General features: G+C 71.9%; 18 protein-coding genes and 1 pseudogene. 4 read left to right on the top strand and 15 right to left on the bottom strand.

Annotated features, from left to right (window positions below; translation table 11 throughout):
* Nucleotides 1-72 precede the first annotated feature (72 nt).
* Complete coding sequence (locus ACFIF2_RS22270) at nt 73-1,566, bottom strand: hypothetical protein (RefSeq protein ID WP_395574954.1); 1,494 nt, start codon at nt 1,564-1,566, stop codon at nt 73-75.
* Between the two features lie 445 nt (nt 1,567-2,011).
* Between ACFIF2_RS22270 and ACFIF2_RS22265 the strand changes: the two genes are divergently transcribed.
* On the top strand, nt 2,012-2,683 hold the full coding sequence (locus ACFIF2_RS22265; protein ID WP_395574953.1) for a bifunctional DNA primase/polymerase: 672 nt from the start codon (nt 2,012-2,014) through the stop codon (nt 2,681-2,683).
* A 492-nt stretch (nt 2,684-3,175) separates the two neighbouring features.
* On the opposite strand, the gene ftsY is transcribed toward ACFIF2_RS22265, so the two are convergent.
* Nucleotides 3,176-4,384, bottom strand: coding sequence for a signal recognition particle-docking protein FtsY (gene ftsY / locus ACFIF2_RS22260; protein WP_395574952.1), 1,209 nt, complete (start codon nt 4,382-4,384; stop codon nt 3,176-3,178).
* A 176-nt stretch (nt 4,385-4,560) separates the two neighbouring features.
* On the opposite strand from ftsY, the gene ACFIF2_RS22255 reads away from it, so the two are divergent.
* The gene (locus tag ACFIF2_RS22255; protein ID WP_395574951.1) at nt 4,561-6,015 is read left to right on the top strand and encodes a cytosine permease; all 1,455 of its coding nucleotides are present in this window, start codon (nt 4,561-4,563) and stop codon (nt 6,013-6,015) included.
* A gap of 265 nt (nt 6,016-6,280) precedes the next feature.
* Here ACFIF2_RS22255 and ACFIF2_RS22250 read toward each other — a convergent pair whose 3' ends face one another.
* From ACFIF2_RS22250 to ACFIF2_RS22235, 4 genes are all read right to left on the bottom strand, one after another.
* Nucleotides 6,281-7,699, bottom strand: a complete 1,419-nt coding sequence (locus tag ACFIF2_RS22250; RefSeq protein WP_395574950.1) for a sugar porter family MFS transporter — start codon at nt 7,697-7,699, stop codon at nt 6,281-6,283.
* A 187-nt stretch (nt 7,700-7,886) separates the two neighbouring features.
* Nucleotides 7,887-11,447 (bottom strand): chromosome segregation protein SMC, encoded by a 3,561-nt coding sequence (smc, locus tag ACFIF2_RS22245; protein WP_395574949.1) that lies wholly within the window; start codon nt 11,445-11,447, stop codon nt 7,887-7,889.
* A gap of 301 nt (nt 11,448-11,748) precedes the next feature.
* Nucleotides 11,749-11,961, bottom strand: coding sequence for a hypothetical protein (locus tag ACFIF2_RS22240; RefSeq protein ID WP_003973418.1), 213 nt, complete (start codon nt 11,959-11,961; stop codon nt 11,749-11,751).
* A 379-nt stretch (nt 11,962-12,340) separates the two neighbouring features.
* Nucleotides 12,341-12,622, bottom strand: a complete 282-nt coding sequence (locus tag ACFIF2_RS22235) for an acylphosphatase (protein WP_053137648.1) — start codon at nt 12,620-12,622, stop codon at nt 12,341-12,343.
* A 196-nt stretch (nt 12,623-12,818) separates the two neighbouring features.
* On the opposite strand from ACFIF2_RS22235, the gene ACFIF2_RS22230 reads away from it, so the two are divergent.
* Nucleotides 12,819-14,051, top strand: a complete 1,233-nt coding sequence (locus ACFIF2_RS22230) for a CAP domain-containing protein (RefSeq protein WP_395575022.1) — start codon at nt 12,819-12,821, stop codon at nt 14,049-14,051.
* A gap of 55 nt (nt 14,052-14,106) precedes the next feature.
* Here ACFIF2_RS22230 and ACFIF2_RS22225 read toward each other — a convergent pair whose 3' ends face one another.
* A complete protein-coding gene (locus ACFIF2_RS22225) occupies nt 14,107-14,553 on the bottom strand; it encodes a hypothetical protein (protein ID WP_395574948.1) in 447 nt (148 codons plus the stop codon).
* Nucleotides 14,554-14,808: 255 nt separating this feature from the next.
* Here ACFIF2_RS22225 and ACFIF2_RS22220 point away from each other — a divergent pair, with 255 nt between their 5' ends.
* Nucleotides 14,809-15,213: a winged helix-turn-helix transcriptional regulator gene (locus ACFIF2_RS22220; protein ID WP_395574947.1), complete on the top strand. Its 405-nt coding sequence runs from the start codon at nt 14,809-14,811 to the stop codon at nt 15,211-15,213.
* Here the strand turns inward: ACFIF2_RS22220 and mutM are convergent.
* From mutM to recG, 8 genes and pseudogenes are all read right to left on the bottom strand, one after another.
* On the bottom strand, nt 15,203-16,063 hold the full coding sequence (gene mutM, locus ACFIF2_RS22215) for a bifunctional DNA-formamidopyrimidine glycosylase/DNA-(apurinic or apyrimidinic site) lyase (RefSeq protein ID WP_395574946.1): 861 nt from the start codon (nt 16,061-16,063) through the stop codon (nt 15,203-15,205). The two genes, ACFIF2_RS22220 and mutM, sit on opposite strands and share 11 nt — an antisense overlap.
* Nucleotides 16,064-16,153: 90 nt before the next feature.
* Nucleotides 16,154-17,008, bottom strand: coding sequence for a ribonuclease III (gene rnc, locus ACFIF2_RS22210; protein WP_395574945.1), 855 nt, complete (start codon nt 17,006-17,008; stop codon nt 16,154-16,156).
* A gap of 7 nt (nt 17,009-17,015) precedes the next feature.
* A complete protein-coding gene (gene rpmF, locus ACFIF2_RS22205; protein ID WP_003951102.1) occupies nt 17,016-17,189 on the bottom strand; it encodes a 50S ribosomal protein L32 in 174 nt (57 codons plus the stop codon).
* Nucleotides 17,190-17,191: 2 nt separating this feature from the next.
* Nucleotides 17,192-17,836 (bottom strand): YceD family protein, encoded by a 645-nt coding sequence (locus ACFIF2_RS22200; protein WP_395575021.1) that lies wholly within the window; start codon nt 17,834-17,836, stop codon nt 17,192-17,194.
* A gap of 162 nt (nt 17,837-17,998) precedes the next feature.
* On the bottom strand, nt 17,999-19,129 hold the full coding sequence (locus tag ACFIF2_RS22195) for a cell division initiation protein (RefSeq protein ID WP_395574944.1): 1,131 nt from the start codon (nt 19,127-19,129) through the stop codon (nt 17,999-18,001).
* Nucleotides 19,130-19,250: 121 nt separating this feature from the next.
* Nucleotides 19,251-19,730, bottom strand: coding sequence for a pantetheine-phosphate adenylyltransferase (gene coaD / locus ACFIF2_RS22190; protein WP_395575020.1), 480 nt, complete (start codon nt 19,728-19,730; stop codon nt 19,251-19,253).
* Between the two features lie 26 nt (nt 19,731-19,756).
* Nucleotides 19,757-20,353: pseudogene (rsmD, locus tag ACFIF2_RS22185) on the bottom strand (16S rRNA (guanine(966)-N(2))-methyltransferase RsmD); the annotation flags it as partial.
* Nucleotides 20,354-20,432: 79 nt separating this feature from the next.
* Nucleotides 20,433-22,661 (bottom strand): ATP-dependent DNA helicase RecG, encoded by a 2,229-nt coding sequence (gene recG, locus ACFIF2_RS22180; protein ID WP_395574943.1) that lies wholly within the window; start codon nt 22,659-22,661, stop codon nt 20,433-20,435.
* Between the last annotated feature and the right edge of the window lie 30 nt (nt 22,662-22,691).

The following is a 22,691-nucleotide window of genomic DNA, read 5'->3' as shown; positions in this document are numbered from 1 at the left end:
CCGAATGACCTGGCATGGGGGAGCCGAGTCGGGCAGTTCGGGAGGGCCGGCCGCGGCCGGGGCTGGTGGGGGTCAGACCGCCTCGGCGGTCTCCGGCAACTCGACGGCGAGCCGTTCGGTGAGGTCGATGACCTCACCGAGGTCGCCGAAATCGCGTACGGCCGTGTCGACGGTCTTGCGGATACGGGTGTTGACGCGTTCGGAGCGGACCTTCTTGGCGATCCCCATGGCCTCGACGGCCAGTCCGGCGCTCTGCTCGGGCTCGCGGCGCAGCAGGTGCACGGTGGCCATGCCGATCAGGTTCAGGGCGTAGGACCGCTGGTGCTCCTCGTCCTGGGCGAACAGCTCCACCGCGCGGCGCATCAGCGGCTCGGCCAGGGAGGCGTAGGCGGGGCTGCGGCCGGCGACGTAGGCGAGGTCGCGGAAGGAGTGGCTGTTCTCCCCGTACAGCTCGGCCTCGGAGAAGAAGCGGATCCAGTCGGGGTCCGGCTCGTCCCACTCGTCGGCCTCGGCGAAGGTGTCCTCGGCCATCCGCACGGCGCGCTTGCAGCGGCCGGGCTGGCCCATGTTGGCGTAGGCGCGGGCCTCCATCGCGTACAGCATCGACTGGGTGCGGGGGCTGGCGCAGTCCCGGCTGCCGTACTGGGCGAGGTGGATCAGCTCCAGGGCGTCGTCGGGCCGGCCGAGGTGGATCATCTGGCGGCTCATGCTGGAGAGGATGTACGAGCCGAGCGGCCGGTCGCCGGCCTCCTTGGCGGCGTGCAGGGCGAGGACGAAGTACTTCTGCGCGGTGGGCTGGAGCCCCACGTCGTACGACATCCAGCCGGCCAGCTCGGCGAGTTCGGCGGCGACCTTGAACAGCTTGGCGCGGGTGGTCTCCGCCTGCGGTTCCTGGAGCAGGTCGGTCACCTCGTGGAGCTGGCCGACGACCGCCTTGCGGCGCAGGCCGCCGCCGCACTGGGCGTCCCAGCGGCGGAACATCACGGCGGTCGACTCCAGCAGGTCCAGCTCCGGCCGGGACAGGCGCCCGCGCGCGCGGGTGGACGGTGCGGACTCGCGCTCGGAGGCCGCGGCCGAGGGTGAGGGGACGAGCCAGCGCTGCATGGGCTCGATGAGGGACGGGCCCGCTGAGAGGGCCAGCGAGCTCCCGAGGAAGCCGCGCCGCGCCAGCATCAGGTCGCTGCGCGAGAACTCGCTGAGCAGGGCCACGGTCTGCGGGCCCGTCCAGGGCAGGTCGACGCCGGTGGCGGAGGGCGTGGGGCGGCTGGAGCGCAGGCCCAGGTCCTCGACGGAGACGACGACGCCGAAGCGCTCGGAGAACAGCTCGGACAGGATGCGCGGGATCGGCTCGCGCGGGTTCTCGCCGTCGAGCCAGCGGCGCACGCGGGAGGTGTCCGTGGAGATGTGGTTGGCGCCCAGCTGGCGGGCCCGGCGGTTGACCTGGCGGGCCAGCTCGCCCTTGGACCAGCCGCTGCGGGCGAACCATGAGGTGAGCAGCTCGTTGGGGCGCTTGTCAGCGGGTGACGCGCTTCCCGCGCCCGTGCCGCTTCCGCCGTTGCCGCTCACTGGAACGCCCCCATCCCTGAGACCACCTGTCGCCGAGTGCGCCAAGCCCTATCAGAATGCCGGTGGTCGGTGCCCTCCGTCCGGCGGTTGCCACCCTTCGAACGGAAAGCCGAGTTGCCTCCGGCATACCCACGAGTGCATGTGCCGCACGGCTTCATGCACACAAAGTAATCCTACGATCACCCGTCCAGCCATGGTGATTGCGGAATCGCCACCATTCGCCACCCCTTCGAATGAACTCGCGGCGGCCCGCACGCGATTCACTTGACATAGGCCAACCGGGAGTCGGTGCAGCGGTGCACACCGGGGCGTGCGCCACCGAGCGCACCACCCGAAGTGCTTCCGGACGCTGCATGAACCGCGCGGCACCGGGGAGTTGGAAGCAGAGAGTCACGTTTCACGTCCGCTGCGTAACCGCCGCTGCGTCGGACCCGTTGGAGGGGGCATGGGCTTCACGATCGGCATCGGCAGCAGTCGGGGCATGCGCGACATCCGGTCCGGTGCGCGCCGCCGGGGCCGCGCGTCGGAGGGCACCGTCGTGGCCGAGTTCACCGGCCTGTGGGGCTGGGACGTGGTGCCGGGCGCCCGGGCCGCCGCGGGCGCCTGCTCGTGCGGCCGGCGCGACTGCCCGGCACCGGGTGCGCATCCGCTGGACTTCGCACCCGAGGTGCCCGCGGGGGCGACGCTGGACGAGGCGAGCGAGGCCTGGGCCGAGTTCCCGGGCGCCTCGGTGATGCTGCCGGCCGGGCGCGCCTTCGACGTGATCGAGGTGGCCGAGCCCGCCGGACTCAGGGCGCTGGCGCGGCTGGAGCGCATGGGCCTCCCGCTCGGACCGGTCACGGCGACCCCGCAGGGCCGCGCCCAGTTCTTCGTCGCCCCGGGCGCCGCCGCCGAGCTGCCCCGGCTGCTCTACCGCATGGGCTGGGACGACCCCGCCGCCCTCGACCTGCGCGGCCTGGGCCCCGGCGCGTACGTCACCGCCCCGCCGTCCGACCGCGGCGGCCTGGGCGCGGTGCGCTGGCTGCGCCCACCGGCCCTCGACTCGGCGACCAGGCCGCCGGCGGCCCGCCTGATGCTAGGGACCCTGGCGTACGTGGCCCATCGGTCGCGGGCGTAGACCTGCGGCTTCGGCGCCGCGATCGGTCGTAGACCGGCGGTCTCGGCGCCATGATCGGGCGCAGACCGGCGGCTTCGGCGCCGCGATCGGGCACAGACCGGCGGCTTCGGCGCCATGACCGGACGCAGACCGGCGGCTTCGGCGCCACGATCGGTGGTAGACCGGCGGCCCCTGCGGCGGCGGGCCCCGGCGAGGGACGGCCCCTAGTGCAGCGGGCCCCGCGAGGAGCGACCGCCGGCGTCGACATCGACCTCAGGCGAGGCGGTGCTGCGACGGGGCCCCGCGCCCCGCACGGGCATCCCCAGCGGCGGTGGACCCACCCGGGGGCAGCCCCTGCGGCAGCGAGGTCCCCGCGCTGGACCGCTCCCCCGCCGACCACGTGCGGTCCGCACTCCGCGAACGCGATCCGCCGCCCCGCATGGCGAAGCGCCCGCCCCCGGCCGGCAGACCGGGGAGCGGGCGCTCGTGCTCGTCACGCCGCGGGGTGGCGGGTCACTCACCGATGAGGGCGTCCACGAAGGCGGCCGGCTCGAACGGCGCGAGGTCGTCCGCGCCCTCGCCGAGCCCGATCAGCTTGACCGGCACCCCCAGCTCGCGCTGCACGGCGACGACGATGCCGCCCTTGGCCGTGCCGTCCAGCTTGGTGAGCACGATGCCGGTGATGTCGACGACCTCCGCGAAGACCCGGGCCTGGATCAGACCGTTCTGGCCGGTGGTGGCGTCGAGCACGAGCAGCACCTCGTCCAGCGGGGCGTGCTTCTCCACGACCCGCTTGACCTTGCCCAGCTCGTCCATGAGGCCGGTCTTGGTGTGCAGGCGGCCGGCGGTGTCGATGAGCACGACGTCCGAGCCCAGCTCCTTGCCCTCCTTGACCGCGTCGAAGGCCACGGAGGCCGGGTCGCCGCCCTCCGGACCGCGCACGGTGTGCGCGCCGACCCGCTCGCCCCAGGTCTGGAGCTGGTCGGCGGCGGCGGCGCGGAAGGTGTCCGCGGCGCCCAGGACGACACTGCGGCCGTCGGCGACCAGGACGCGGGCGAGCTTGCCGGTGGTGGTGGTCTTGCCGGTGCCGTTGACCCCGACGACCATCACGATGCCGGGCTTGCTGTTCGGCGGCTCGGTCTTGACCTCGCGGTCCATGTCGGGGCCGAGGAGGGTGATCAGCTCCTCGCGCAGCAGGGCGCGCAGCTCCTCGGGCGTACGGGTGCCGAGCACCCGCACCCGCTCGCGCAGCCGCTCGACCAGCTCCTGGGTCGGCTGCACGCCGACGTCGGCGGTGAGCAGCGTGTCCTCGATCTCCTCCCAGGTGTCCTCGTCGAGGTGCTCCCGCGAGAGCAGGGTGAGCAGGCCCTTGCCGAGGGCGTTCTGCGAGCGGGAGAGGCGGGCGCGGAGCCGGACCAGACGGCCGGCGGTGGGCTCGGGAACCTCGATCTGCGGGATCTCGAGCTCTTCGACGACGGGCGGCTCCTCGACGGTGGCGGTGCCGCCGTCCGGGAGGTCGACCTCCTCTATCGTCCGGCGCGTTTCGTCGCGCGGCGTCTCGGCCTCTTCGCCGACGTGCGGCTCGGCCGGAGGGGCGGTGATGTCGGGGGCGGCGGGGGGCGGCGGAGGCAGCTGCTTCTTACGGCGGCTGCCCACGATCAGCCCGCCGAGCGCGCCGACCACGACCACGGCGATGACTACAGCAAGGATGACGATGTCCATAACCCGTCCAGTATCAGTCATGGACTCCCAGGACAGCCCGCTTGTGGCTTCCTCCGAAGGACAAAGGCCCCTGGAAGGCAGGAGTCGGAGCAAAGTACGATGGAGGAGGCCACGTCAACGCGCGTAGAGTCCCGACCGCCCCCTCTTCTCCCACGATCGAGGCACGGACCCCCCACATGAGCAAGACCGCCGAGACCGAAGGCGCCCTGGAGACCCGCGGCATCGAGCAGGTGCCCGACCGCGAGCGCACCGCCCGGACCCGTGAACTTTTCCCGACCTGGGTCGGCGCCAACATCAGTGTCCTGCTGCTCACGATGGGCGCGAGCCTCGTCGTGGCGTACCAGCTCAACTTCTGGCAGGCGCTCGTCGTCGCGGCCGCCGCGCCGGTCGTGTCGTACGGCCTGGTCGGGCTGATCGGCATCGCCGGCAAGCGGGGTGGCGCGCCCGGGATGGCGCTGTCCCGGGCGGTGTTCGGGCAGCGGGGCAATCTGCTGCCGGGGTCGCTGATCTGGATAGCCCGCTGGGGCTGGGAGACGATCAACGCGGTGACCGGCGCGTACGCCGTGCTCACCGTGCTGGACATCGTGTTCGGCATCCGGGCCAACAGCGTGCTGGACATGGTGACGCTGCTCGCCTTCGTGGTGGCGACGTTCGCGATCTCCGGGCTGGGCATCAACGCCGTACAGAAGTGCAACAAGTACGCGACGTACCTCTTCGGCGCCTTCTCGGTGCTGGTCCTCGGCTATCTGGTCGTCGACACCGACTGGTCCGCGGTCTTCGGCCGGTCCGCCGGTTCGGTGGCCGCGATGATCACCGGCGTCGGTCTGATCGCGGCGGGCGGCGTCAGCTGGATCCCGTCCGCGCCGGACTTCACCCGGTACCTGCCGCGTACGGCCTCCTCGAAGGGGATCGTGGGCGTCACGGTCGGCGGCGCCGGCATCGTCGTCCTGCCGATGGTGCTGATGGGCATGATCATGGCCGTCTCCACGCCGGACCTGGCCTCGGCCGCCGACCCGGTCTCCTTCCTCGGTGAGATCCTGCCGACCTGGATCGCGGTGCCGTACCTGCTGATCGCGCTGATCGGCATGCTGCTGATCAACTCGATGTCGATGTACTCGGCCGGCTTCACCGCGCAGACGCTGGGCTTCAAGATCCCGCGCCACTGGGCCGTCTCGGTGAACGCGGTGATCTCGCTGATCTTCGGCGGTGTCCTGATGCTGGTGGCGACCAGCTTCATGGGCTCCTTCATCGCCTTCCTGTCGCTGCTCGCGGTCGCCTTCTCCGCCTGGGTCGGCGTCTTCGGCGCGGACATGCTGCGCGGGCGGGAGTACGACGGCGAGGCGATGGCGGATACCACGCGCACCAGCGCCTACTGGTACCGGGGCGGCTTCTCCCCCGCCGCCGTCGCCGCCTGGGCGGTGGGGCTGATCGCGGGCCTGCTGTTCACCACGTCCGACTGGTTCACCGGCCCGCTCGCCACGAACAACTTCGTCGGCGAGTACGGCCTCGGCTGGGTGGCCACGGTCGTCGTCTCCGGCCTGCTGTACGCGGTACTGCCGAAGCCGGCGCTGGTCGTCCCGGCGGCGGCGCCGGCGGAGCGGGCCGAGCAGCCCGAGACCGTCACCGTCTGACGCACCCCGGCCGACGCCCCCACTCCCCCGAGCGCCTCGGGAGAGTGGGGGCGTCGTCGTATGGCCGCCAGGCGTCGCCGTATGGCCGCCCCTCCGGGGCGGTGGGGCCGGGCGGGGAGTGGGGAGTACGGCGTGGACGTGACGCCCGGGGCGGCCGAGCACACCGCCGCCCCGTCCGGAAGGTGACCGGACGGGGCGGCGGACGGTACGGGGAGAGGGGCAGCGGGGATGGAGCCCTTCTCCCCGGGTTCGGGGAGGGCGGACGTCAGCCCATCTCCTCCAGGGCCTTGCCCTTGGTCTCCTTCACGAACTTCAGGACGAAGGGGATGGAGAGCGCGGCGAAGATCGTGTAGATCACGTAGGTGCCGGAGAGGTTCCACTCGGCCAGCGACGGGAAGCTCGCGGTGATGGCCCAGTTGGCGATCCACTGCGCGGCGGCGGCCACGCCCAGGGCGGCGGCGCGGAGCCGGTTGGGGAACATCTCGCCGAGGAAGACCCACACGACCACACCCCAGGACAGGGCGAAGAAGAGCACGAACAGGTGGGCGGCGATCAACGCGACCCAGCCCTGCGTCTCCGGGAGCTTGCCGTCGACCAGGTCGAAGGAGAACGCCCAGGCTTCCAGCGCCAGGCCGATCACCATGCCGACCGAGCCGATGAGGGCGAGCGGCTTGCGGCCGACGCGGTCCACGAAGATCATCGCGATCACGGTGCCGACGATGTTGATGATCGACGTCGTGAACGAGTAGAAGAAGGAGTCCGTCGGGTCGACACCGACCGACTGCCACAGCGTCGAGGAGTAGTAGAACGCGACGTTGATGCCGACGAACTGCTGGAAGACCGACAGGCCGATACCGATCCAGACGATCGGCTTGAAGAAGAAGCTGCCGCCGAGCAGTTCCTTGAAGCTGGCCTTCTCCTCGCGGTGCATCGCGTGCTCGATCTCGGCGATGCGGGCGTCGAGGTCGACGTCCTTGCCCTCGACCTCTTCGAGGATCTGCTTGGCCTTCTCGTGCTTGCCGACCGAGATCAGGAAGCGGGGGGACTCGGGGATGGCGAAGGACAGCAGGCCGTAGAGGACGGCCGGGACCACCATGACGCCGAGCATGACCTGCCAGGCCTCCAGGCCCATCAGCTCACCGCGCTGGTCGCCGCCGGCGGCGTTCAGCAGACCCCAGTTGACCAGCTGGGAGACGGCGATGCCGATGACGATCGCGGCCTGCTGGAAGGAGCCGAGCCGGCCGCGGTAGGCGGGCGGGGAGACCTCGGCGATGTAGGCGGGGCCGATCACCGAGGCCATGCCGATGGCGAAACCGCCGATGACACGCCACATCGCCAGGTCCCACAGCGCGAAGGGCAGCGCGGAGCCGACGGCGCTCACGGTGAACAGGATCGCCGCGATCTGCATGCAGCGGATACGGCCGATGCGGTCGGCGATACGGCCGGCGGTCGCGGCACCGATGGCACAGCCGATCAGCGCGATCGCGATGACCTGGGCCAGCATCGCGGAGCCGACGTCGTAACGGTCCCGGACGGCCTCGACGGCACCGTTGATCACGGAACTGTCGTAGCCGAAGAGGAAACCGCCCATCGCGGCCGCCGCCGCGATGAAGATGACGTGCCCGAGATGTTCGGGGTGAGCCGTCCTGGCTCCTGATGTGGATGCCTGCGATGTGCTGGCCACGTGTACTCCTCGGGCTACCGGCAACGCTGCCGGGGTGGTTCGCCTTCGAGATACCGCTGGACGGGACCTGAAGGTAAAAGCAACGTTGCAGAGACTATGCCTTCAAGTTTCGAAGTCAATAGGGCGACAGCTGTGAGTTTGGAGATGCTTCAGGGGGTCACGTGTTCAAGAGTTGAAGCGTCCGAGTTCAGGACTGCCGCAGCCGCTGGCTGATGACCTTCGACACACCGTCGCCCTGCATGGACACGCCGTACAGCGCGTCGGCGACCTCCATCGTGCGCTTCTGATGCGTGATCACGATCAGCTGCGAGGCCTCCTGCAGCTCCTGCATGATCCGGATCAGCCGCTGCAGGTTCGTGTCGTCGAGCGCCGCCTCGACCTCGTCCATGACGTAGAACGGGCTGGGCCGCGCCTTGAAGATCGACACGAGCATCGCCACCGCGGTCAGCGAGCGCTCCCCGCCCGAGAGCAGCGACAGCCGCTTGACCTTCTTGCCCGGCGGCCGGGCCTCGACGTCCACGCCCGTGGTGAGCATGTTGTCGGGGTCGGTCAGGATCAGCCGCCCCTCACCACCCGGGAACAGCCGCCCGAAGACGCCCTCGAACTCCCGGGCCGTGTCCCGGAACGCCTCGGCGAAGACCTGCTCGACGCGCTCGTCGACCTCCTTGACGACCTGGAGCAGGTCGGCGCGGGTCTTCTTCAGGTCCTCGAGCTGCTCGCTGAGGAACTGGTGGCGTTCCTCCAGCGCCGCGAACTCCTCCAGGGCCAGCGGATTGACCTTGCCGAGCTGCTGGTAGGCGCGTTCGGCGGCCTTCAGCCGCTTCTCCTGCTCGGCGCGCACGAAGGGCCGGGGGCGGTTGCGCGGGTGCTCCGGGTCGTCCGGGAGCTCCTCGCCCTCGGCGGGGGGCGAGGGCGGCACCTCTTGATGGGGGCCGTACTCGGCCGCGAGTCCCGCCGGTTCCACACCGAGTTCCTCCAGCGCCTTGGTCTCCAGCTGCTCGATCCGCAGCCGTTTCTCGGCGCCGAGTACCTCGCCCCGGTGGACTGAATCCGTCAACTTGTCCAGCTCCGCCTTGAGGTCGCGTCCGGCGGTGCGCGCGGCGGTCAGCTCCTGCTCGCGCCGGGCCTTGGCGGCCTCGGCGGCGGTGCGCTCCTCGTCGGCGCGGGCCAGGGAGACCTCGACGTGGGCGAGCAGCTGCCGGGCGCCGGCGGCGACCGCCCCGGCGACGGCGGCTTCGTGCCGGAGCCTGGCCCTGCGCTGTTCGGCACGCGCGCGTGCCTCGCGTTCCGCGCGGGCGGCCCGGTCCAGGGAATCGGCCCGTCCGGCGAGGGCCTTGACCCGTTCCTCGTGGGTACGGGCCTGGAGGCGGGCCTCCATCTCGGTCTGCCGGGCGTTGGCGCCGTCGGCGGCGAGCCGGTCGCGCACGGAGGTGTCCGGCTCCTCCTCGACCGGCATCTCCTCGGCGACGGCGAGCCGCTCGGCCAGCTCCTCGACCTGAGCCAGCGCCTCGTCCAGCGCCTCCTGCGCCCGCGCCGCCGCGGCGGCGGACCGTTCCGCCTCACCGGCGGCGCCCCGCGCCTGCCCCGCCAGCCGGCCGAGCTGCTGGGCGACGGCCGACTTCTCCCGGTCGGCGGCCCGCCGCCGCTCCCCCAGCTCCTCGACGAGGGCGGCGCACTCCCGGCGCCGCGCCACGGCCGCCTCCTGCGCCTCGGCGAGTTCCCCGCACCGCACCCCCAGCTCCGCCAGCTCGGCGGCGGCCTGGTCCACGGAGGCCTGCACCTCCAGCAGGCTGGGCGCCCCGGCGGACCCGCCCTGGGCGACGTGCGCGCCCAGCAGGTCGCCCTCGGCGGTGACGGCGGTCAGCTCCGGGTGGGCGTAGACGAGGTCCTCGGCGTCCTCCAGGGTGGCCACGACGACGATCCCGCGCAGCAGCCGCCGTACGGCCGGCATCAGCTCGGCGGGCCCGCGGACGAGGTCGGCGGCGTACGGCGCCCCCTCCCGCCGGGGCTCCTCCGGTACGTCGTCGGGGGCGCCGGCGAGCAGCAGCGCGGCCCGGCCGGCGTCCTGTTTGCGCAGCAGACGGAGGGCGTCGGCGGCGGCCGCCGGGGACGTCACGGCGAGGGCGTCGGCGGCCGCACCGAAGGCGGTGGCCAGGGCTGCCTCGTGGCCGGTTGTGACGGTGAGCAGTCCGGCGGCCGGGCCGAGCAGGCCGGTGAGCCGGTCCCCGGCGTCGAGCAGCGCGCCGGTGCCGTCCTTGCGGCGCAGGCCGAGCGAGAGCGCCTCGTGGCGGGCCTGCGTCGCCGCGCGCCGGCGCTCCGCCGCGGTGACCGCGTCGCGGGCGGCGCTCTGGGCGGCCTCCGCCTCGGCCAGCTGCCGTTTGGCGGCCTCGTGGCGCTCGGCGAGCCGCTGGTCGTCCGCGTCCAGGCCGTCGACCTCCGCCTGGAGCGCCTCGTACTCCTCCTGGGCGGCGGCGGCCCGCTCCTGTGACGCGTCCCGGGCCTCGGCCAGCCGCTCGATCTCGGCCTGGGCGGAGGCGGCGCGCGAACGGGCGGCGCCGACCTGCCCGCTGAGCCGGGCCAGGCCCTCACGGCGGTCGGCGATGGCGCGGGCGGCGTCCTTGAGGCGGCGCTCCTCCAGGGCCAGTTCGCGTTCGAGGTCGGCGCGGTGGGCGACCGTGTCCTCCAGGGCGCGTTCGGCCGCCTCCAGGGCCGCTTCGAGTTCGGCCTCCTGCTCGCGGACCCGGGCGGCCTCGCGCTCCAGCTCCTCCGGCTCGCGGCCGCGGCGCTCCTCGACGGGCGCCGAGGTCGCGCTGTTCACGCGGGCGTCGGCCAGCGAGATGGTGCCGCGCACCCGTTCGGCGAGCTGGGACAGCTCGTACCAGGTCTGCTGGGCGCGCTGGAGACGCGGGGTGAGGCGGCGCACCTCGTCCTCCAGGTCCGCCTCACGGCGCAGGGCCCGCCCCAGCTCCTGTTCGGCGGCCTCCTTGCGTTCCTTGAGCGCGGCCTCGTCGGCGATCTCGGCCTGGAGCGCCTCGCGCAGCCGTACGAGGTCGTCGGCGAGGAGCCGGAGGCGCGCGTCCCGCAGGTCGGCCTGGATGACGGCGGCCCGGCGTGCCACCGCGGCCTGTCTTCCGAGCGGCTTGAGCTGGCGGCGCAGCTCGTCCGTCAGGTCCTGCACGCGCGCGAGGTTGGCCTGCATCGCGTCGAGTTTCCGGAGCGCCTTCTCCTTGCGCTTGCGGTGCTTGAGGACTCCGGCGGCCTCCTCGATGAAGGCGCGGCGCCCCATCGGGTCGGCGTGCAGGACGGAGTCGAGCTGGCCCTGGCCGACGATGACGTGCATCTCGCGGCCGATGCCGGAGTCGGAGAGCAGTTCCTGGATGTCGAGGAGGCGGCAGGTGTCGCCGTTGATCTGGTACTCGCTGCCGCCGTTGCGGAACATGATCCGCGTGATGGTGACCTCGGCGTACTCGATGGGCAGGGCCCCGTCGGAGTTGTCGATGGTCAGCGACACCTCGGCCCGGCCCAGCGGCGGGCGGCCGGTGGTGCCGGCGAAGATGACGTCCTCCATCTTGCCGCCGCGCAGCGACTTGGCGCCCTGTTCGCCCATGACCCAGCTGAGCGCGTCCACGACGTTGGACTTGCCCGAGCCGTTCGGCCCGACGACGCAGGTGATGCCCGGCTCGAACCGGAGCGTGGTCGCCGAGGCGAACGACTTGAACCCGCGCAGGGTCAGGGCCTTCAGGTGCACGCCGTCGGACTCTACCTTTCGCGGGTGTCTCACTCCATGAACCGGTGAACCGCCGCGGTTTCGCCGATGAACGCGCAGGGCACATCAGACGTTGAAGAGGGTGAAAGGATGCGCGGGGCTGGGAATGGGGGCCCGGAAGGCCCAGGCGCCGAGCCGCGGAGCTGTCGGGACGCCGCGGAGCTGCTGGAACGGGGGCGCGAAGAAAGAAGGGACGCCGAAGCGTCCCTTGCAGACTCTGACACCTGAGCGGTTGTACGGGCGGGCCCGACCACTGCTGTGCCGTAGTGGAGCGATGCAGTGATCAGGTGAGCGCAGGCTCCGCCTGGTGTGCGTCAACGCTCTCCATGCTCTCCATGATCCTGTCGTGAGAAGCGGCAGCCGCCAGCGCGTCGTTCTCCGCCTGGATCCGTCCGAGCTCGGATTCCAGGTCCTGGACGCGCTGCTGGAGCCGTCGCATCTCGGCGAGGAGTCGCGGGTCGGAGCCGCCGACGTAACCGAGAAGCGCCTTTGCCATGATGGATGGTCCTCCACAATGAGTGACCGACCGAAGCGGTGTGGGTCGTGAGGGATTCGCACCCGCGGTGCTTGGCACTTTGGAGTTTTTACTGCCGTTCAACCATGCCAAACAGCTAAGGTGCGCGGGGCTTTCAGCGTCTCACCAAAAAGTTTGACGGTCAACACGATCACGCCCCGTATTGGCGGGCGCCCGGGGGCTCGCGGCCGGCGAACGGCGACGCTGCGACTCCTGCGGGCCCCGCGGGGCGTGGTGATCTTTCTGCGTGCGGAGCCTGCCACGAGACGCCGTTCTTGGCAACCACCTGCCCGTTTTCGCTCCGGGCACCCTCGCACGGACGCCCCTCCGAGGCTCCGGACGGCTCCCGCGCGACCCGGCGTCAGCGGATGGCGAAGCCCTCGTAGCCGCCGCGGGGTGTGTCCCAGATCTCGGTGACGCCGTCCACGCGTCCGGGCGTGTCGTCGCCGCGCAGCCAGTCGAGCAGCCCCTCGCAGCGCTCTCGCGGGCCCTCCGCGACCACCTGGACGCGCCCGTCGGCCAAATTGAGAGCAAAACCACTCATCCCGCCGAGCTCCAGCGCCCTGGCCCGCGTGAACCAGCGGAAACCCACGCCCTGGACCTGTCCGCGCACCCACGCGACCAGCCGTACATCCTCACTCATGACTGCAACCTAACCAGTCAATGTCTCGCCGGACACTTCACCCTCTTGCGCCATGCGGTACCGTCCCCACCCAATGAATCGCACCTGAAACTCACCCGTTCGTGTGGGTTCCGTGCTGATCTTGAGGACACGTCGACCGCGAGGACACGTCCGGCGCGAGGACCGCGAGGACCGCGAGGACGAGGAAGGCCAGAACATGGGACGCCACCGACGCTCCGCCGCCGGCCGCGCCGCCACGGGCCGCGCGGCGCAGGACCGCCCGACGGACGGCACCGTGGGACGCGGCACCGGACCGGCGCCGGGTGAGCGCCCCACGATGGGGATCGCGCCCTACCTGAACCCGGAGGCGTACGCCGAGGTCCGGGCGAAGAGCGACGCCTACCTGTTCGCACCCGACGACCCGGGTGCCCCGGACGGTGACGGACCCGACGCGCACGACGGGCGCCCGCGGGCGGGCCGCACGGTCCCCTTCCCCAGCGACGGGTTCACCCCCGACGACGGCCCCCGGCGCGAGGGCACCGGCCGTCGCCGCAGGAAGAGGGGCGTCACCCCGGTCCGCACGGGCCTGCTCGGGGTCTCGGCGGCGGTCGCCATCGGCACGGTGGCGGTGGCGACGGGCGCGGTGCCCGGCCTCGACAACTACCGGATCGGCGGCGGCAGCGGCGGGGGCGACCGGGTGCAGGCCCAGGACGTCCCGACCGGCACCCCCTCCGCGCAGGGCGGCACCTCCGGCAGCGTCGAGACCGGCGGCGACGCGGCCGCGAGCCGGGGCACCGACCGGTCCTCCTCCCCGTCGGAGTCCTCCTCCGGCTCCGCGCCCCCTTCACCCTCGGCCCCCTCCTCGTCCACGCCGTCGGATTCGGCCGGCTCCTCGAAGCCGTCGGCACCGGAGTCGAAGCCCGCCGCCCCGGCCGGGACGCCGTCGAAGACGAAGAAGCCCGAGCGGACTCCCGGCGCGAAGCCGAAGCCCACGCCGCCGCGCACGGCCACCGAGGAACCCCAGCGGCCCAGCGCGCCCAGCGCGCCCAGCACGCCCGCCGGAGCGTCCGAGCAGGCCGTCGCCCAGGCCCAGGTGCTCAAGCTCGTCAACGACGAGCGCGCCAAGGTGGGCTGCAGCCCGGTGGCCGCCAACAGCGCGCTGCGCGAACTGGCCGAGGACTTCAGCCGGGCCATGGCGGAACAGGGCTTCTTCGACCACACCGACCCCAGCGGCGCCACTCCCTGGGACCGGGCCGAGGCCGCCGGGATAGGCAACCTCGGCGGCGAGAACATAGCCCGCGGCCAGGCCGACGCCCAGGCCGTGATGGACGCCTGGATGGACAGCCCCGGCCACCGCGCCAACATCCTGAACTGCGACTTCCAAACGCTGGGCGTCGGAGTCCACTTCGGGACCGGCGGCCCCTGGTGGACGCAGAACTTCGGCTACTGAGACAGACAACCGCAGGTCACAAAGGTGCGCTGCCCGGTTCGTCGGGCCCGCCTCGTCATACCTGCCGTGCGGCGTTGCCCTCTCTGTGCATGCCCGTGCACAGAGCCCAGACGATGAAGAGATTGACGGCGACCAGCGTCAGGGCCCAGAGGGGGTAGTACGGCACCCACAGGAAGTTGGCGAGCGCGCCGAGTCCCGCCACGAACACGCCGAAGAAGCGGGCCCAGAGCGCTCCGCTGAGCACGGCACACCCGGCGACGACGATGGCGATTCCCGTGATCAGGTGCACCCAGCCCCAGCCCGCCAGACTGAACTCGAACACGTAGTGGCGCGTCGCGACGAACAGGTCGTCCTCCGCGATGGCGGCGATTCCTTCGAAGATCGCCATCGCGCCCCCGAAGATCATCAGGGCGGCGGCGAGGACGGTCGTACCCGACACGGGTGCGTGCCCGGGCCGCGGGCCTGCTCCGGCCGCTGTCGGTGGGACGGCGTCACGTGACATGGCGGACTCCTCAGGGGGGCGGTGCCGCCGGCCGGCTGGACGCTCGAAGCGGGGGCGGCCTTTCCCAGCGTGGCACGACCGCGCTCCACCGGCATCCGGACCGCGCCCCGCCGCAGGCGGCGGCGTCTGTGTCGGACGCCGTCCCAGGAATGGTGATGCGCCTGCCCAGTTCCGGCCGCCGACCGCACCTACGGAGCCCTGTCCCCCGCTCAGCGCACCCTGCGGCACCGCGCTGTGCTCACGTACGCTGGTCCTATGTCGACCACGCAGGAGCGCACGGAGGAGCAGGACCTTCCGTACGACGTGTTCTCCCGGGCCTGTCCCTCGCGCGGCACCCTGGAGCACGTCACGGGGCGCTGGGGCGCGCTGACGCTCGGCGCGCTGTACGACGGGACGTTCCGCTTCAACGAGCTGCGGCGCCGGGTCGACGGCGTCAGCGAGAAGATGCTGGCCCAGACCCTGCACGCGCTGGAGCGCGACGGTCTGGTGCGCCGTGAGGCGCAGCTCACGAATCCGCCGCGCGTGGACTACGAGCTGACGGCTCTCGGGCGTGAGGTGGCCGGGCGGCTGATCGCGCTCATCCAGTGCCTGGAGGGGCGGATGGACGAGGTCCTGGCGTCCCGGGAGCGGTACGACGCGCAGCGGATGCCTACGGCGTGATCCTCGGCGCGCGCTGGCACTTCGGGCAGAAGTAGCTGGAGCGGTTCATCCACGGCCGGCGGCGCATCGGTGTGGCGCAGCGGCGGCAGGGCAGGCCCTCGCGCCCGTACGCGTCGAGCGAGCGGTCGAAGTAGCCGGACTCGCCGTTGACGTTGACGTAGAGGCTGTCGAAGCTGGTGCCGCCGACGGCGAGGGCGGCGTTCATCACGTCGCGCACGTGGGCGAGGAGTTCGGCGGCGCGGGGGCGGGTGAGCGTCGCCGTGGGGCGTTCGTAGTGCAGGCGGGAGCGCCACAGGGCCTCGTCCGCGTAGATGTTGCCGACGCCGCTGATCAGGGACTGGTCGAGCAGGGCCCGTTTGACGGTGGTGCGCTTGCGGCGCAGGGCGAGGTGGAATGCCTCGTCGTCGAAGAGCGGGTCGAGGGGGTCGCGGGCGATGTGCGCGATGACGTCGGGCAGGCCGTCGGGGCTGGTCTCGTGCAGGGAGAGGCCGCCGAAGGTGCGCTGGTCGACGAAGCGGAGTTCGGTGCCGAGGGTGTCGGCGAAGCGGACGCGGATGCGCAGGTGCTTCTCGGCGGGTGCCTCGTGCGGCTGGACCAGCAGTTGTCCGCTCATGCCGAGGTGCGCCAGGACCGCCTGGCCGGTGTCCTCCAGGGGCAGCCACAGGTACTTGCCGCGGCGGCTGGGCGTGCCGACGCGGTGGCCCTCGAGGCGGCGGGCGAAGTCGTCGGGGCCGGCGATGTGCCGGCGTACCGCGCGTGGGTGCAGGACCTCGGCGTCGGCGACGGTGCGGTGGGCGACCCAGCGCTCCAGGCCGCGCCGGACGACCTCGACCTCGGGCAACTCGGGCATGGCATCCCCTCGGGTGGGCCGGTGGACGAGCCGAACGCCCGCCCCTGGAGCGAGGCGGGCGTTCGGGTGTGCTTGCTGCTGTGCTGCCGGTCAGGCGGAGGCCGACGGGGCGTCGGCGTTCGACTCGGCGACGACGTCGGCGGCCGACGGGGCCGCCTCGGTCCTGGCGCGCTCGTCCGCCGCGGCCCGGATGGACCGCCACGCGGATTCCGCGGCCTGCTGCTCCGCCTCCTTCTTGCTGCGGCCGGTGCCGGTGCCGTACGAGACGCCTCCGACGCGGGCGGCAGCAGTGAAGGTCTTCTCGTGGTCCGGGCCGGTCTCCGTGACCAGGTACTCGGGGACGCCGAGCCCTTCGGTCGCGGTGAGTTCCTGGAGGCTGGTCTTCCAGTCCAGGCCGGCACCGAGGTTGGAGGACTTCTCGATCAGCGGGTCGAACAGGCGGTGCACCAGTTCGGAGGCCGCGTCGAGGCCCTGGTCGAGATAGACAGCGCCGATCACCGCTTCGAGGGTGTCGGCGAGGATGGACGCCTTGTCCCGGCCGCCCGTGCCCTCTTCACCGCGGCCGAGCCGGATGAAGGAGCCGAGGTCGAGCCCGCGGCCCACCTGAGCCAGCGCACGTGAGTTGACCACCGCGGCCCGCAACTTGGCCAGCTGGCCTTCGGGCAGGTCGGGGTGGGTGCGGTACAGCGTGTCCGTGACGACGAGGCCGAGGACGGAGTCCCCGAGGAACTCCAGCCGCTCGTTCGTCGGCAGGCCGCCGTTCTCGTACGCGTAGGAACGGTGGGTCAGTGCACGCACCAGAAGGGCGGACTCGAGCTGATAGCCGAGCCGCCCTTCCAGAAGCGTGTGGGACGAGGCCTGGTTGGTGTCCGCCTTCTTCTTGGCGGGTGGGTCCGCCTTGGCGGCGTCATCCGCCTTCTTGGGGACTGACACAGTGCCTCTCACCAGCCGCTCAGACCTCGAGGACCTGGCGCTTGTTGTAAGTGCCGCAAGACGGGCACGCGATGTGCTGCTGCTTGGGCTCGTGGCAGCGCTCGCACGCAACCAGGGTGGGGACCGCAGCCTTCCACTGCGACCGGCGGTGGCGCGTGTTGCTGCGCGACATCTTCCGCTTCGGAACAGCCACGGCTACTTCTCCTGCTTCTCGTCGACGCCAGGTTCGGCGCCGCTCATCTCGTCCTTCTCGCCGTCTCCGAGTGAACCGGCGAGTCCCTGCAAAGCCGCCCAACGGATGTCGACGGCGTCGTGGTGGTGGTCCGGGTCGTCCGCCAGGCGCACTCCGCACTCGGAGCACAGACCCGGACAGTCTTCCTGGCACACCGGCTGCATCGGCAGTGCGAGCACCACCGCGTCGCGCAGCACGGGTTCGAGGCCGATCAGGCCGTCCTCGACGAAGAACCCGTCCTCGTCTTCCTCGGCGTCGTCGCCCGGTTCCGCGCTGGCGCGGCCCCGGTCGTCGGCGTCAGGGTACGAGAACAACTCCTGGAAGTCCGCCACGAGCTCCTGCTCGAGCGGCTCCAGACACCTTACGCACTCGCCCTGGGCCTTGGCACGGGCGGTGCCTGTGACGAGCACCCCTTCCATGACGGACTCGAGCCGGAGATCGAGTTCCACCGGGGCGCCTTCCGGCACTCCGATGACGCCCTGGACACCGAAGTCCTTGGGAGCGTCGACCGTGCGGGTCAGGCGCTGCAGCGCACCGGGCCGCCGTCCCAGCTCGTGCGTGTCGAACACGAGGGGGTCGCGGTGGTCGAGGCGCGCGTTCAGAACCATTCCTGCTTTCGGTCTTTCGTGGTTTGGGGTGCCGCCCTTCGGTGTTCCCGGGCAGCGGCGATCGCGGACGTACACGCGACCGAAGAGCCAGGATACTGGACCATTCGCTCTCGTCCCAATCCGGACCGGGACGGGGGCCGGGCGGGGGCCGGGGCGTCCGGTCTAGAGGCCGCGGCCCTGTTCGTACGCCCTCAGCTGCTCCGCGCTGATCATGCTGGTGTCGAAGAGGCTGGTCTCGTCGAGGGCCTGCGGCTGGACCTGCGGCGGCTGCTGCGGCTGCGGGGGCTGCTGCGGCGGCTGGGGCTGGGCGTAGCCGTCCTGGGCGCCGTACGCCTGCTGCTGGGCGTCGTAGCCCTGGTACGCGTACGGGTCCGCCGTCTGCTGCGGGTAGCCGTACGGGTCCTGACCGCTCCCGTACGTCTGCGGATAGCCCGCGTACGGGTCGGGCTGCTGCTGGGCGTAGCCGTACGCCGGCTCCTGGGCCGGCATCTCCGGCACGGCCTGCGCCGGCACCTGTGCCGCCGCCGGCTGGGGCTCGCCGTACTCACGCTGCCGGGGCTGCCCGGCGGGGGCGTCCGAGAGGTCCGCGAGACCGGCGAGGTAGTCGGCGTCGCTGGAGTGCTGGACGGTGGTGGCGTCGTCGGCGAGGGCGCCGAGGTCGTCGGTGGCGATCCGGCCGTGCAGTTTCTGCCGACCCCGGCCGACCGCCTCCAGGGTCTTGGCCAGCACCGCCTCGAAGGCGCCGAGCTTGGTGTCGACGTAGCTGTCGGCGTCGCGGCGCAGGGTCTCGGGGTCGTGGCTGCGCTCGGGGGCGTCCTCGTCCTCGTAGCCGTTCTCGTCGAGGCCGGGTCCGGTGCCGAGCAGCTTCTCGCGGCCCCGGCCGACGGAGCCGAGGGTCTTGGTGAGGACGACCTCGAAGTTGGCGAGCTTGGAGTCGACGTAGTCGTCGGCCTCGGCGCGGATCTCCTCGGCCTCCTGGCGGGCCTCGGCGAGGATCCGGTCGGCCTCGGCCTGGGAGCGGCGGGCGACCTCGGTGTCGGCGATCAGGGAACCGCGTTCGGCGTGGGCGCTCTCGATGATCCGGTCGGCCTCCTGGCGGGCCTGCGCGACCATCTGCTCCCGGTCGCCGATCAGTTCCTGGGCCTGGGCGAGGGAGCCGGGCAGCTCGGCGCGCAGGTCCTCCAGCATCGAGAGCAGCTCGGCGCGGTTGACCACGCACGAGGCCGACATGGGCATGGCGCGGGCGCCGGAGACCATCGCGGTGATCTCGTCGAGCTTCTTCTGCACGTCCACCGTGTGCTCGCCACTCTCTACAGCTGTGTTGGAGACGGACGGGACGACTGTACGACCCTGTGGCGCCCGGGGGACACCGGGTGACGGTTTGTCAGTCTCCGGCAGCTGTACGGCGGCGGTGTCAGTCCTTCTTCAGGCGCCCGGAGAGGGCTTCGAGGACCAGCGGCGGCACCAGGTGGGAGACGTCGCCGCCCCAGGTGGCGACCTCCTTGACCAGGGAGGACGACAGGAAGCTGTAGGTCGGGTTGGTGGGGATGAAGAGGGTCTCCACGCCCGAGAGGCCGTTGTTCATCTGGGCCATCTGCAGCTCGTAGTCGAAGTCGCTGACCGCGCGCAGACCCTTGACGATGGCCGGGATCTCGCGCTGCTTGCAGAAGTCGACGAGGAGGCCGTGGAAGGACTCCACGCGCACGTTCCCGTACTCGGCGGTGACCTGGCGGATGAGGTCGATCCGCTCCTCGATCTCGAACAGGCCCTTCTTGGCCTGGTTGATCATCACCGCGACGAAGACCTCGTCGTAGAGGCTGGAGGCACGGGCGATGATGTCGAGATGTCCGTTGGTGATCGGGTCGAACGACCCGGGACAGACGGCGCGGCGCACTAGAGTTCCCTCGCTCTCCGGTCCGGTCATCGTGCGTCTTCGCACGTAGCGGCGGCGTGACCGTACCAAAACGTTCCCTCGCCGTAGCGACGGGCCCGGATCGCTTCGAAGCCGTCCGGCCAGCGGAATGCGCCACCCCTGGTGCTGCGCTCCACGGTGACGAGCGCTTCCCCGGCGAGCCACCCCTCCGTACGGAGTGTGAGCAGGATCTCGCGGAGATCGTCGTCCGAGACGGCGTACGGCGGGTCCAGGAAGACGATGTCGTACGGCTCGGCCGGTGCCGGGGTGCGGATGATCTGTTCCGCTTTGCCCGCCCGGACCTCGGCGCCGGGCAGGCCGAGCGCCTTGACGTTCTCCCGGACGGTGCGGACGGCCCGGGCGTCGGCCTCGACGAGCAGGACGTGCCCGGCGCCCCGGGACAGCGCCTCCAGGCCGACGGCGCCGGAACCGGCGTACAGGTCGATGACCCGCTCGCCGTCCAGCGGGCCGCCGAGCAGGGACTGCCAGGTCGAGAACAGGCCCTCGCGCGCGCGGTCGGAGGTGGGGCGGGTGCCGCTCCCCTGCGGGACGGCCAGGCGGCGTCCGCCGGCTTTGCCGGCGATCACGCGGGTCATCTTGGGTCCTTGGGTGTGGGGTGTGTTCGTCTCAGTCTGGCAGGCGGGTGTGCGGGGTGCCTCGTGCGGAGCGGCGGGTGCGAGGCGCTCAGCCCTTCTCCAGGTACTGCTCCCGCTCCTCGTCCAGGAGGGAGTCCAGGGCCGTCCGCAGGCCGGGCAGGCCGGTCAGCTCCGGGTCGGCGGCCACCACCGCGGCCGCCTCCTGTCGTGCCTCGGCGATGATCTCCTCGTCCTCGATCACCGCGAGGACCCGCAGGGAGGTGCGGGCGCCGGACTGGGCCTGGCCGAGGACGTCGCCCTCGCGGCGCTGTTCGAGGTCGATGCGGGACAGCTCGAAGCCGTCGAGGGTGCCGGCGACGGCGGCCAGGCGCTGGCGGGCCGGGCTCGCCTCGGGCATCTCGCTGACCAGCAGGCACAGGCCGGGGGCCGAACCCCGGCCGACGCGGCCGCGCAGCTGGTGGAGCTGGGAGACGCCGAAGCGGTCGGCGTCCATGATCACCATCGCGGTGGCGTTCGGGACGTTGACGCCGACCTCGATGACGGTCGTGGCGACCAGGACGTCGGTCTCCCCCGCGGTGAAGCGGCGCATGACCGCGTCCTTGTCGTCGGGCTGCATACGGCCGTGCAGGACCTCGACCCCGAGCCCCTGGAGCGGCCCCTTCGCCAGCTGCTCGGCGACCTCCAGGACGGCCAGCGGGGGCCGCTTGTCGGCGTCCCCGCCGGGAGGCTGCTCGGCACCCTTCTTCGAGGTGTCCTTCTTCGGGGCGTCCTCCTCGTCGCCGATGCGCGGGCAGACGACGTACGCCTGGTGGCCGGCGGACACCTCCTCGCGGACCCGCTCCCAGGCCCGGGCGAGGAAGTGCGGCTTGTCGGCGGCGGGGACGACATGGCTGGCGATCGGGGACCGCCCGGCCGGGAGCTGGTCCAGGACGGAGGTCTCCAGGTCGCCGAAGACGGTCATGGCGACGGTGCGCGGGATCGGTGTGGCGGTCATGACGAGCAGGTGCGGCGGCTGCTTGCCCTTGCCGCGCAGGGCGTCGCGCTGTTCGACGCCGAAGCGGTGCTGTTCGTCGACGACGACCAGGCCGAGGTCGTGGAACTGGACCTTGTCCTCGATCAGCGCGTGGGTGCCGATGGCGATGCCGGCCTCGCCGGTGGCCAGGTCGAGCAGGGCGTGGCGGCGGGCGGCGGCGCCCATCGAGCCGGTGAGCAACGCCACCTTGGTGGCGTGCTCGGCACCGCCCAGCATGCCGCCCTCGGCCAGCTCCCCCATCATCTCGACGATCGACCGGTGGTGCTGCTGGGCGAGCACCTCGGTGGGCGCGAGCATCACGGCCTGCCCGCCCGCGTCGACGACGGCGAGCATGGCGCGCAGGGCCACCAGTGTCTTGCCGCTGCCGACCTCCCCCTGGAGGAGCCGGTGCATCGGGTGGTCCGTGGCGAGGTCGTCGAAGATCTCCCGGGACACCTTCCGCTGGCCGTCGGTGAGGGTGAAGGGGAGGCGGTCGTCGAAGGCGGCGAGCAGGCCGTCCGGGCTCGGTTTCCTGGGGACGGCGGGGAGTTGGGTCTCGGCGTGGCGGCGGCGGGCGAGGGCGACCTGGAGGACGAACGCCTCGTCCCACTTCAGCCGGGCGCGGGCGTCCTCGACGTCCGCCTTGGTGTGCGGGCGGTGGATCTTCAGGAGGGCCTCGGGGAGGGAGACCAGGCCCCGGCCCTCGCGCAGGGAGTCGGGGAGCGGGTCGACGGCCTCCTGCGCGCTGGGCAGCACCGTCTGGATCGCCTTGCCGATCTTCCAGGACTCCAGCTTGGCGGTGGCGGGGTAGAGGGGGATGAGGGCGCCCGCCCAGGACTCGACACTGTCGGCCCCGTCGTCGTCACCGCCGCGCAGCAACTCGTAGGCCGGATGGGCCAGTTGCAGTCGGCGGTTGAAGACCGACACCTTGCCCGAGAACATCGCGCGGGTGCCCGGCAGGAGTTCCTTGTGGGGTTTGTGCACGCCGTTGCCGAAGAAGACCAGCTGGAGGCGGCCGCTGCCGTCCGTGATGGTGACTTCCAGTCGCTGCCCCTTGCCGCGCGGCGCCTTCGACGAGGCGAAGGTGTGCAGGCGGGCGTCGGCGACCTGGGCCACCACCGTGACGTGCTCGTCCATGGGCAGGTCGGCGAGGTGGGTGAGCTGGCCGCGCTCCTCGTATCTGCGGGGGTAGTGGTGGAGGAGGTCGCCGACGGTGTGCAGGCCTAGGTGCTCGGCCATCACCTTCGCGGTGGCGGGGCCGAGCACTTTCTTCAGGGGTTCTCGCAGTGCGGGCACGAGATCCATTGCACACCACGCCACTGACAATGGCCCCGC

This window comes from Streptomyces sp. BK79, assembly GCF_044142145.1.
GTDB lineage: Bacteria > Actinomycetota > Actinomycetes > Streptomycetales > Streptomycetaceae > Streptomyces.
The sequence above is the reverse complement of the archived record's forward strand: the minus strand, read 5'-3'. Positions and strand labels throughout refer to the sequence as shown.

Coding starts and splice junctions, on each gene's coding strand:
- ACFIF2_RS22220 (WP_395574947.1), top strand. CDS start 14,809: ATGTCGACCACGCAGGAGCGCACGGAGGAGCAGGACCTTCCGTACGAC.
- ACFIF2_RS22225 (WP_395574948.1), bottom strand. CDS start 14,553: ATGTCACGTGACGCCGTCCCACCGACAGCGGCCGGAGCAGGCCCGCGG.
- mutM (WP_395574946.1), bottom strand. CDS start 16,063: ATGCCCGAGTTGCCCGAGGTCGAGGTCGTCCGGCGCGGCCTGGAGCGC.
- ACFIF2_RS22240 (WP_003973418.1), bottom strand. CDS start 11,961: ATGGCAAAGGCGCTTCTCGGTTACGTCGGCGGCTCCGACCCGCGACTC.
- ACFIF2_RS22265 (WP_395574953.1), top strand. CDS start 2,012: ATGGGCTTCACGATCGGCATCGGCAGCAGTCGGGGCATGCGCGACATC.
- ACFIF2_RS22200 (WP_395575021.1), bottom strand. CDS start 17,836: ATGGTTCTGAACGCGCGCCTCGACCACCGCGACCCCCTCGTGTTCGAC.
- ACFIF2_RS22230 (WP_395575022.1), top strand. CDS start 12,819: ATGGGACGCCACCGACGCTCCGCCGCCGGCCGCGCCGCCACGGGCCGC.
- ACFIF2_RS22235 (WP_053137648.1), bottom strand. CDS start 12,622: ATGAGTGAGGATGTACGGCTGGTCGCGTGGGTGCGCGGACAGGTCCAG.
- ACFIF2_RS22255 (WP_395574951.1), top strand. CDS start 4,561: ATGAGCAAGACCGCCGAGACCGAAGGCGCCCTGGAGACCCGCGGCATC.
- recG (WP_395574943.1), bottom strand. CDS start 22,661: ATGGATCTCGTGCCCGCACTGCGAGAACCCCTGAAGAAAGTGCTCGGC.
- ftsY (WP_395574952.1), bottom strand. CDS start 4,384: ATGGACATCGTCATCCTTGCTGTAGTCATCGCCGTGGTCGTGGTCGGC.